Origin of the sequence: Pyxidicoccus trucidator, from assembly GCF_010894435.1 — a bacterium.
Taxonomy (GTDB): domain Bacteria; phylum Myxococcota; class Myxococcia; order Myxococcales; family Myxococcaceae; genus Myxococcus; species Myxococcus trucidator.
Genome location: NZ_JAAIXZ010000031.1, coordinates 102,737 through 113,122, shown reverse-complemented (window position 1 = coordinate 113,122; position 10,386 = coordinate 102,737). Strand labels below are relative to the sequence as shown.

The 10,386-nt window shown below is 68.6% G+C and carries 8 protein-coding genes; 4 read left to right on the top strand and 4 right to left on the bottom strand.

Annotated features, from left to right (window positions below; translation table 11 throughout):
• Window positions 1–153: 153 nt before the first annotated feature.
• On the bottom strand, window positions 154–1,332 hold the full coding sequence (locus G4D85_RS46490; protein ID WP_164021206.1) for an FAD-dependent monooxygenase: 1,179 nt from the start codon (window positions 1,330–1,332) through the stop codon (window positions 154–156).
• A gap of 230 nt (window positions 1,333–1,562) precedes the next feature.
• Here G4D85_RS46490 and G4D85_RS46485 point away from each other — a divergent pair, with 230 nt between their 5' ends.
• Window positions 1,563–4,043 carry a putative metal-binding motif-containing protein gene (locus G4D85_RS46485; protein WP_164021204.1) on the top strand — a complete coding sequence of 827 codons (2,481 nt, stop codon included), beginning with the start codon at window positions 1,563–1,565 and terminating at the stop codon, window positions 4,041–4,043.
• 153 nt (window positions 4,044–4,196) lie between these two features.
• On the opposite strand, the gene G4D85_RS46480 is transcribed toward G4D85_RS46485, so the two are convergent.
• Entirely contained in the window at window positions 4,197–6,425 is a 2,229-nt protein-coding gene (locus G4D85_RS46480; protein ID WP_240359922.1) for an MltF family protein, read from the bottom strand.
• Between the two features lie 171 nt (window positions 6,426–6,596).
• Between G4D85_RS46480 and G4D85_RS46475 the strand changes: the two genes are divergently transcribed.
• Window positions 6,597–7,190: an HD domain-containing protein gene (locus G4D85_RS46475; RefSeq protein ID WP_164021202.1), complete on the top strand. Its 594-nt coding sequence runs from the start codon at window positions 6,597–6,599 to the stop codon at window positions 7,188–7,190.
• Between the two features lie 28 nt (window positions 7,191–7,218).
• On the opposite strand, the gene G4D85_RS46470 is transcribed toward G4D85_RS46475, so the two are convergent.
• Together G4D85_RS46470 and G4D85_RS46465 are read right to left on the bottom strand one after the other, a co-directional pair.
• A complete protein-coding gene (locus tag G4D85_RS46470) occupies window positions 7,219–8,067 on the bottom strand; it encodes an MBL fold metallo-hydrolase (RefSeq protein ID WP_164021200.1) in 849 nt (282 codons plus the stop codon).
• 8 nt (window positions 8,068–8,075) lie between these two features.
• Window positions 8,076–8,489, bottom strand: a complete 414-nt coding sequence (locus tag G4D85_RS46465) for a hypothetical protein (protein WP_164021199.1) — start codon at window positions 8,487–8,489, stop codon at window positions 8,076–8,078.
• 190 nt (window positions 8,490–8,679) lie between these two features.
• Between G4D85_RS46465 and G4D85_RS46460 the strand changes: the two genes are divergently transcribed.
• Together G4D85_RS46460 and G4D85_RS46455 are read left to right on the top strand one after the other, a co-directional pair.
• The gene (locus G4D85_RS46460) at window positions 8,680–9,468 is read left to right on the top strand and encodes a hypothetical protein (RefSeq protein WP_164021196.1); all 789 of its coding nucleotides are present in this window, start codon (window positions 8,680–8,682) and stop codon (window positions 9,466–9,468) included.
• Window positions 9,465–10,379, top strand: a complete 915-nt coding sequence (locus G4D85_RS46455) for a DUF3396 domain-containing protein (protein WP_240359921.1) — start codon at window positions 9,465–9,467, stop codon at window positions 10,377–10,379. Before G4D85_RS46460 ends, G4D85_RS46455 begins: the two co-directional genes overlap by 4 nt.
• The last annotated feature ends 7 nt before the right edge of the window (window positions 10,380–10,386 follow it).

Below are 10,386 nucleotides of genomic sequence, written 5' to 3'. Positions count from 1 at the left end.
GAGGAGGCGTGTCTTGCCGGACACCTCTCTCAGCTGGCCTCGATGGCCGCTCTTTTCCTACCCTCAGCCCTTTCTACCCTCGCCCCCCTGCTTGGGCCTCCCGGCCCAAAAGGGCGAAAGTCGAGTCTGAGGCCCTGAGCCTGTGCGCTCCGCTCACGCGGCGGAGCGCACCAGGTCCCTCATGCCCTTCGCCGCGAGCCCCGAGGGGACGAGGCGGAAGAGCGAATCCCGCAGGAAGCGGCCGGTGGGGCTCTCCAACTGGGCCAGCTTTCCCAGCCGCCATGAGCGGTCCACGATTTGATTCGCGCGCTCGCGGCGGCGCGACTCGTACGCGGTGAGGGACGCGTCCACCGCGTCGCCTCGGGCCAGACACTCCGCCAGCACCACGGCGTCCTCGATGGCCTGGCATCCGCCCTGGCCCAGGTTGGGCGTCATGGGGTGCGCGGCGTCGCCCAGCAGCGTCACCCTGCCCTTGCTCCAGCGCGCCACCGGCGGCCTGTCGTGGATGTCGGTGCGGACGATGGCGTCCTCCGGCGTGGCGGCGAGCAGGTCCGCGATGGGGGCATGCCAGTGCCCGAAGATGGCCTTGAGCCGGACACGCGTCTCCCCGGGAGCGTCCCGTCCCCCGGGCGGCGCGTTGAGCGTGGCGTACCAGTACACCTGCCCCGAGCCGATGGGCACGACGCCGAAGCGCGCGCCGGGTCCCCACGTCTCCGAGACGTGGCCCGGCCGGACGCTGGGGACCTCGGGAGAGATTCCGCGCCAGCTGGTGTAGCCGGAGTAGCGCAGGGGCGCGTCACCGAGCAGCCCGCTCCGCACCGCCGAGCGCAGCCCGTCCGCGCCCACCAACACGTCTCCCGTCACGGTGCTCCCGTCGGACAGCGTCACGGTGATGCCCTGGCCGTCATCCTTGAATCCCGTCACCGCGCGTCCGAGCCTGACGTGCGCCTCTCCCGCGTGCTCCAGCAGCACGGCCTGGAGCCGGGCCCTGTGGATGCAGGTCATGGGGGCGCCCAGTTCCTGCTGGAGCTTCTGGATGGGGAGCCGGGTGATGGGCGCGCCCGAGGGGCGGAGGATGGCGCTGTCGGTGGGGCTGGCGCCGGCCGCGGCCACCGCGTCGCACAGGCCGATGCGGCGCAGGGCCACGGCGGCATTCATCTGGACGATGATGCCGGCGCCCACCCACTTGAGCGCGTCCGCGCGCTCGAAGACGGTGGCGGTGAGGCCCGCGCGACGGAGCGCGCAGGCCAGGGTGAGGCCGCCGATGCCGGCACCGGCGATGAGGACGTGTCTTGGAGCAGAATCTGAGGTTGAGGCCGTGGGGTCCGGCATGTGCGCTCCTTGGACAACCCTCGCATCGAAGCTGTGTCTACCGCCTGGCTGCTCAGGCCCGAGGCCTTACGCCCTTGGGCAGGCCCGGCTCGACGGGAATGCGGCGTATCGCGCGAGACCATCCATTGTCTTCTTCGATATAGCGCAGGTCGCCGCCGTGGGTACGGCGATGGTATGGCGAGCGAGCAGCGAGCTGAAGATGCTCACGGAAGAGGTGCGTGATGAGGCACATGCGGCCGTTGATCCTGGGGGCAATGCTGGTGCTTGGCGCCTGCTCCGTGCCAAGGCTGGAAGAGCTTCTCAGCGAGCGCTCCGTCCAGGCGGAGGTTTCCTTCAACTTCAGGGCTGGGTGCATCACGGTGCTCGCTCGGGACAAGGAGGCTCCCGACAAGTCAAGCATCACCCGCTTCGACGTGCTGGCTCGCGCACCTTCGCAAAGAAGAATCGACACCGAAATCCTGCGAGGTGCCGACTGGGGCCGGACGCTGGAAATCATCTCCACGGCGCACGAGCAGTCATGTACCGGACCCGTGGTGGCGAGTGACACGCGGACCGTGACGCTGGGCGGAGAGGGCGTGCAGACGGTGGCCTTCACGCTGAGCGCAGTGGACGCAGACGACGACGGCTTCGTGCTCACGGCGGGTGGCGGCACCGACTGCGCCGACAACGACGCAACCATCACGCAGCGACGCTTCTACCGGGACGGGGATGGAGACGGCTACGGCGCGGGCGCGGCGGTGCTGGGGTGCGCGGTGCCAGCCCAGCATGTGGCCCTGGCCGGCGACTGCGACGACACGACCACCGAGAGAGCGCCAGGAAGGTCCGAGTTGTGCGACGGGATCGACAACGACTGTGCCGGCGGCGTCGACAACGGCTTGCAACTGTCCGACTTCTACCTGGATGCGGACCGGGACGGGGTGGGGGCGGGAACGGTGGTCAGGGCCTGCTCCGCGCCGCAGCACCATGTTGTCTCCAGCAATGACTGCGATGACACCGACGCCGCGCGCAGGCCCGGGCTGTCCGAGACGTGCGACGACAAGGACAACGACTGCGACGGCTCTGCCGACGAGGGGCTGTCGGTGAGCACGTACTACCGGGATGTGGACGATGACGGCTTCGGCAGGACGTCGGACTCGCGGCAGAAGTGCAATCAACCGGATGGGTACGCGGCGAGCGGCGGGGACTGTGATGACGGCGTGAGCGCCGTGAACCCCGGTGCTCAGGAGACGTGCAACGACATCGACGACAACTGCGCTGGCGGCGTGGATGAGGGCTTCAACAAGACGTGGCACCGGGACGCGGACGGGGACAATTTCGGAGTCCAGGCGGCCCCGGTGCTCGGCTGCACGAGGCCCGCGGGCTACGTGGCGCCGACCGCCACCTTCGACTGCAACGACGACGCGAGCGCGGTGAGCCCCGGTGTCACGGAGTTGTGCAACGACGTCGATGACAACTGCGTTGGCGGCGTGGACGAGCCCTTCACCAGTGGCGCGACGCGGAAGGGCGCGACCTGTGGCGCCCCGTGTACCGGCGTCTACGTGTGCAACCTGGCGCAGTCCGCCACTACCTGTAACGCGCCCGCCGCGACGAACTACTACACCGATGCGGACGGTGATGGGGACGGTGCCATCACCGCCACCGCGCAGGTGGTCTGTCCCAGCCAGCCTGTTCCCCTCAATACGGCGCCCCGCAACACGGACTGCAATGACACGGACCGGCATAACAAGGGCAATGGCACCGAGGTCTGTGATCAGCGCGACAACGATTGCAACAGCACGGCAGACGACGGGACCGTCTGCATGGGGGCCGGCTGGCGGGAGCTGACGGACACGGCGGTCACCGGACGTGACTGGAACACGGTGGCGATCAACAAGGACAGCACCACTGGCTACCCGGTGTGGATTGCCGGTGCGGGAGGTGCGCTGGCGCGTCGTAGCAGCGCGAGCGGGACATTCACGAGCTTCGACGGGGCCTGCGGGACGACCGCCTGGAATGCCGCCTGGGTGCACAGCGATGGGAGCGTATTCCTGGCGGGCAGTGGAGGCCGGGTGGCCCAGCATGACGGCACGACCTGCACCCAGTCGCGCCCGCTGACGGACGCCAGCAACGCCACGGGCATCATCGGCTTCGAAGGGAGCGGTACGCTGCTCTACGTGGTGAATGAGAGTGGCCAACTGCACTCCTGGACGTCGGGCAGTGCGCCTGTGCTGGTGGATGACAACAGCACCATCTACAGGGACGTCCATGGCGTCGACGGCACGCGACTGCTCATCGGAGGTCAGGAGGACGTGGGGAATCGGTCGCCGAGGATCGAGACCTATACCGGGGGCGCGGATACGAGCAACATGACGGTGCCCGGGTCGCCTCAAACCAGCATCCGGAGTGTGTGGATGGTGTCGTCGGCGCTCGCGTATGCGGTGGGAGAAGGCAATAACGTGGTGGTCTGGCAGGGCGGAACAGGCTGGTCGGCCGTGACGCCTCCAGCGGTCGTTGCCTTCACCGGGGTCTGCGCGCCGGACCGCTCGTCGGTCTACGTCACGGATGCAGTGGGCGTCATCCGTCGATTCACGGGCCCCCCGAGCAACCAGTGGCTGACCCTGCACACGGCTTCGCCTGCGGGCGAGCTCCGGGACATCGCGCTGGTCACCCCGGCCAGCATCTGGGCCGTGGGGCCGGGTGGGCGCGTCATCCACTTCCCGGAGCTGCCCTGATCCTACGGTTCGCGGACGCTTCGGCACCCTGAGTGCTCGATTGCGTCCACGAACCACAGGTCATCTCACCGCCGAGTCACTGCCACCCACTCCAGCTGGAGCCCTTCCACAAAGGGGCGCCCATGGCAGGTGGTCGTCCGAGACGGGACGGACTCAGCGCTGCACGATGGCCGTGTAGTTGCCGTACCGCGTCTGGATCTCCGACACGTACTTCACCGGCTCGGATCCCCGGCAGTACCCATGGCGGGCGCGCCGGTAGTACTTCGGCTTCTCCAGCAGGAGCATGGTCTTCTCCACGTTGCCGAACCAGCGGTTGGGGTCCAACCCCTGCTCCTGGGCCAGGCGGCGCGCGTCGAGCACGTGGCCCAGCCCCGCGTTGTAGGAGGCGAGCGCGAAGCGCAGCCGCTGCTTGAAGGGAATCTCCGGAGCAATCCGCCCGATGAGCTGGTGCATGTACTTCACACCGGCGTGAATACCCTCGTCCGGGTCCTCCAGCTTGCGGAAGCCCAGCTCCTTGCCGGTGCCGGGCATCACCTGGAAGAGCCCCTGCGCGCCCACCCAGCTGCGTGCCTTCGGGTCGAAGCGGCTCTCCTGGAACATCTGCGCCACCATCAGCCGCCAGTCCAGGCCGTAGCGCGCCGAGTACGACTGCACCAGCGTGTCATAGGGAGAGATGGCCCCCTCGAGCGCGCCGGCCTCCATCGTCGCGGGCGCCTCGCTCCGGCGGCCCTCGAAGTAGCGGCGGCGGGCCATGTTGTAGTCCACGCCGCGGTAGGTCTTCTGCACGAAGCCGTCGAGGAAGGCGCGCAGCTTCGGGTTCTCCTGGCGCACGGCGAAGGCGATGCCGTAGTGGCCGTCCTTCCCCGCCGGCGTGCCCACGCCGGGCACCGTGAGGGCTGCCTCCACGTCGTCGCGGTACACCCGCTCCGCGGCGAGGATGTGGCTGTCCGTCACCGTGTAGGGAATCTCTCCGCGCGCCACCCGGTCGATGAGCGTCTCGGTGTCCATCTCCTCGGGCTCCTCGACGAGGACGAAGCCATGCTGCGCCGCCAGCGCGCTCAGCGGAGCGAAGTGGCTGGACGACTTGCGCAGGTGGATGGCCTTGCCCTTCAGCTCCTCGAGGGACGCGGGCTTCGGAGTCCCCGCGCGCTGCACGAGCACCTCGTCCACGTAGAGGTAGGGCTTGCTGAAGGCCACCACCTTCGCGCGCTCCTCGGTGGCGGTGAGCGCGGCGGCGATGACGTCCCCACGTCCCTCCTTCAGCCAGGAGATGAGCTGGTCGTACGTGGGCGGCACCACCACCTCCAGCCGCACCTTGAGCGCCTCCGCGGCGAGCTTCGCCATCTGGTAGTCAAAGCCGGCCTGCTCGCCCCGGTGGAGGAAGTACGTGACGGGGCTGTTGCGCGTGAGGACTCGGAGCACGCCGCGCTTGCGGATGCCATCCAGGTCCGCCGTGACGAGCCGCTCACGGTGCTCGGTGAGGGCGCGCTCCACGAGGAAGGCGTCCAGCGCGGCGCGCAGCGCGGGGTTCTCCAGGCGCACGGCCCAGGCCAGCTGACGTCCCTCGGCGATGGGGAACAGCCCCTGCACGTCGGGGTTGTACGTCTCGATGGCCGCGAGCAGGTGGCTGTCCACCACCGTCAGCGGGCGCTCACCGCGAGACACCTGCCACGCGAGCTCCTCCGGGTCGACCGTCTCGGGCGCGGGCTCGATGACGAGGCCGGGGGCCTTGTCCTTCGCCAGCGCCTGCAGCGACGCCGCGAAGGTGGAGCTGGCGCGAACATGGACGGTGCGGCCGGCCAGCTCCTCCAGCTTCCGGGGCAGACCCTGGGCGCCGCGCTTGCCCACGAGCACCTCGCTGACGCGGGCCAGCGGCCGGGTGAAGGCAATCTCCTTCGCGCGCTCGGGCGTCACCGTGAGGTCCGCGGCGATGAGGTCTCCGCGCCCCTCGCGCAGCAGGGGAATGAGCTTGTCGAAGCTCTGGACGGCGAGGAACTCCACCGCCATGCCATGCTTCTCCGCGAAGCGCTCCAGCAGGGCCCGGTCCTGCGCCTTGGGCATGCCCTCGCGGGGGAGGAAGTCCTCCTCGGCACCCTCGATGAGGACGCGCAGCGTGCCGCGCTTGCGCAGCTCCTTGAGGTCTCCGGTGAAGGGAGGCTCCGGCGGACGCACGGGCTCGGCCGGGGCCGCGGCGGAGGCCTCGGGCGGGGGCAGTGCCTCCTCGGGGAACGGCGGGTCCTCCTCCACGGCCACGCTCGGAGAAGCGGGCGGCGCGGGCGGCGGCGCGGCCGGCTCCCGCGTGCAGGCGGTAGCGGTCACGAGCAGCGCGGCGGCCAGCAGCCACCGCGAGGACGACAGGCTCCAGCAGGATGAAAGCACCACGGTGAATCCCCCTCCTCCCGTGGCCCGTGGGTTTCCGCCGCGAGGCGGAAGGTGCACGGGCCACCACCCCCCACATCTATCCGATTTCCGGGGCCGGAATCATCCTCACCGCGAGTACGGGGACGACGACCGCATGGGGCGGTGTACGGTGGTGGGACGAGGTGATGACGCATGCAGACCAAGGCCGCGCCGCCAGTCGCGCTGCTCCAGGGGCGGAAGACGCTCCCGCTCATCGAGACCTACTTCGAGCTCAACTACCTGAAGCAGCTCTTCCGCCAGGGCTGGCTGCGCGTAGGAGTGCCGAAGGAGCGGTGCGAGAGCGTGGCGGAGCACTCGCTCTTCGTGGCGCTGCTGGGACTATTCATCGCGGACGGCTTCTTCCCAGAGGCGGACGCGTCGAAGGTGGTCCGCATCGCGCTGCTGCATGACCTGGGCGAGGCGTACGCGGGCGACATCACCCCGCATGACGGCGTGGACCGCGAGGCCAAGCACGCGCTGGAGCGGCGCGCGGTGGAGACAATCCTCGGCAAGCTGCCCCGGGGCGCGGAGTACCTGGCGCTGTGGGACGAGTACGAGCACGGCACCTCGTTCGAGGCGCGGCTGGTGCGACAGCTGGACCGGCTGGAGATGGGCCTGCAGGCGTGCGTGTACGAGCACCAGGGAATGGGCGACCTGTCCCAGTTCTTCGCCTCGGTGGAGAAGGCGCTGGAGTCACCCGAGCTGCGCGCGGTGCTCGCGGAGCTGGAGTCCTTGCGGCCCGGTTGAAGCGCGCGGCGTGGTGCCCTGCCCCGCCTCAGCCGAACCAGCGTCCCGATGGCGGAGCGAAGACGCGCACGCGCTCGTAGAGGGACGCCGGGAGGCGGGCGCGGATGGTGGCCTGGACCTCTTCCGGGCCATGGGACTGGCTGAAGTGCATCAGCACCAGGGCCTCGTTGCGGAAGAGGTCGGCGCGCGCGACGAGCTCGTCCAGGTGGAGATGCCAGCGCTCCTGCGCGTCCTGCACCGTGTGGTGCGCGTCGACGAAGGTGCACTCGATGATGAGGACGCGCGAGTCGAGCACGGACGGCTCGGTCTCCAGCACGCGTGACAGCGTGTCGGTGGCATAGGCCAGCTCCAGCCGATCCACCTCTTCGAGAAGGTTCTCTCCCGCCTGCCGGCGCTGGGCGATTTCCTGGGGTGGCAGGCCGCGGAACTCGGGACGCAGCTTGGAGATGCGGCGGAGGAACTGGTAGCCGAGCGAAGGCACCGGGTGGTGCGTGCGGAAGGCGCGAACGTGCAGCCCATGCCCGAGCGGATGGACGTCCCCGGGCTTGAGGGGCACGGTCCGCACCTCCATGGACGTGTGGTGCAAGCGGGACAGGACGGCGAGCGCTTCCTGCACCGGCGCTTCAATCTCCGCGGGGAGGAAGACCTGCGGCGGTCCCTTGCCGATGAGCCGGCGGATTCCGAGCAGCGAGCCGAGGCCGCTGGCATGGTCCGGGTGCGCATGGCTCAGGAAGATGCGGTCTGTGCCAGCGAAGGAGCGGATGGGCACGCCCACGTCCAGCACCGAGTCCAGCTCGGGGACCTGGAGGGAGGTGTACACGCCGCCAACGGAGATGCCTCGGACGGTATAGGGCCCCGCCTCGACCTCGGTGAGCATCCGTTGGCTTATTGCGCGACTGGCTGGCAGCCGCAACCGCAGTCGTTGAAGAAGGGCTCCTGGCCGGCATCGCAGACGAAACGGATGGCCGCGCACTGGTCCGGGTCCTTCGAGACGTAGGACAGGTTCGGGTCCTTGTCGTCACACTGCTTCTTGTCCTGTCCGTTGGGAGTGTCGCGCTGCGCGTCTTCCTCGGGCGCGGCGGCGCAGGTGCCGCCGCAGTCGGCGCCGCTGCTCGGGTCGCAGCTGTCGTTGGGGTCGTCCACGCAGGAATAGCCTTCGGGACATGCGACGCCGGCGATGCCGCCACAGGCGGAGCCGGTGGGAGCGACGGGCTCGGGCTCCTGGGCGGAGGCGAGGCCCATGGGCACGAAGAGCCAGGCAGCGGAGAGGAAGGCGAGCTTCTTTGCGTGGAAGGACATGCGTGTCTCCTTGGGGGTGGGGCCCTGTTCGGCGGGCATCTATGGAGTGGGGCCCCCGAGGTCTCACGGGGAGTGGCGGTGATGCGTGGGTGCCCTCCTGCCTGCTGGCCGTGGATGCCGTGCGGCGCTTGCGCCATCATGGGTCGAGGAGGCGCTCGTGCTGGGGAAGTGCTCGGAATGGGTTCAGGTCGTGCTCGCACCCTGCATGCTGCTCATGGCGGCCTGCTCGGGCACTCCGGACCGGGGTTTGACGGCTGGCTACCGGCTCGACTCCGCGACGCAGGGGTGCAGGCAGCGGCCGGACGTGTGTGTTCGGGGGGCGGGCGAGGAAGCCTTGCTCCCCACGCTGCGTCCCGCAGAGGCCGTGGCGTCCGCAGTGCGCACCGGGGCCGTGGTCCTCCGGGTGCTGGAGGCGACGACGCGGGCCGTGCTCGAGCGGGAGCTCAAGGCCTGCGCGGAGCACGCGCGCTCGCAGGTTCTCGTGGACCACCTGGGTGGAAGGAGTCCGACACGCAAGGAGTGCAACGAGGAGGTGGACGACGCGAAGTCAGGCCGGCGCATCACTCTCGCGATGCAGCTTGGCTGTGTCATGCACGAGGTGGCCCTGGCGTGTGTCCGAGAGGCGCTCGATGAGCAAATCCCGGGCAGGTTCAGCCTGGAGCAGCGCTACCGCTTTGACCCGAAGTCAGGAGCATTGAAGCTCGTCAGCAACGAGGACGTGCGGTCCCTGCTGCGCATGGGGTGTAGCGACGAGCTGACGGGCACGCTGGTGCCGGATGTCGTCATCCACTCAGGAGACCCGCTCGAAGCGGAGGCGATCTACGACTTCAAGTTTCCTTGCATGACTATCGACGCGACAGACTGGCGTCAGTACCCCTTGGGACACCCCTATGCAGGCAACTCGCAAAAGCAGGTGTATGAGAATGCGCTGGGAGCCGAAGCCCTACGTGTGCTGCCCCGCTGGGGAATCCTGCCGTGAATGAGCACTACCCGAGGCTCCGCCTCACCTTTGACGACGGCTACCTGCTGGTGCGCGAAGGACTGAGCCTCTCCTTCTACATGCGCCAACCCCATGCAGAAGTGGCGCCAGCACTCATTGACGCTTTGCAGACATATCTGCGCGCGGTAGGTCCAAATTCAATCGGCCGATATGCGGACCTCGAAGGTGATTGGCAGGATCTGGATGAAGCAGGGTGGAAATACGTAAACGAGAAGCTCTCATGGCCTTCTCCCCTCTTGACGCTGCACGACGCGAAAGATGCCCAGTACCGATACAGGGTTAAGTATTTCGGAAAATCGCTGGAGCTCCTTTCCCGTGAAGACGGACTGAACGCCGTCTGCGCGGTTCAATTCTGTCTTCCTACCGAATATCTGGAAGAGCACGGCCCGGAACGGGTCCGCGCGCTCACGATGGAGCTGGCCAGCAGGCTCCCCTTCAGCTCCGGCCATGCAGGACTCGCGTACAATGGTGAGCTCGACATCGCCGGCATGCCTCAACAAGTCCGCCAACACTGCTTCCGCTACCCTGGCTTGGACATCCTCCCGCTAGAGCACGTCGCATGGGAGATTGGCACGAAGGTACGCGGCCCCTCGTGGCTCACCTTCCTGGGCCAGCCCGCATTGAACGGGCTTGGCGGCGTGGCCACGCTCCGAAGCCAACTCAAGACTCCCGGCACCACCGTCGAGCCCCTGGACGGCGACCGCGCTGTCATCGCCCTCGGCGACTGGCCGGAGGCCGGTGACATCGAGCAGGGCAAGACGCTCCCCGCCTACCGGGAGCTCGCCCGCGTGCTGGAGCCCTGGCTCTTCCGCGAGGAGCACCCCTACAGCCTGGGGATGGGCTTCACGCCCGAGGAACTCCTCCGCTGGGAGCGCCGGTTCCTCGACTGACGCCGGC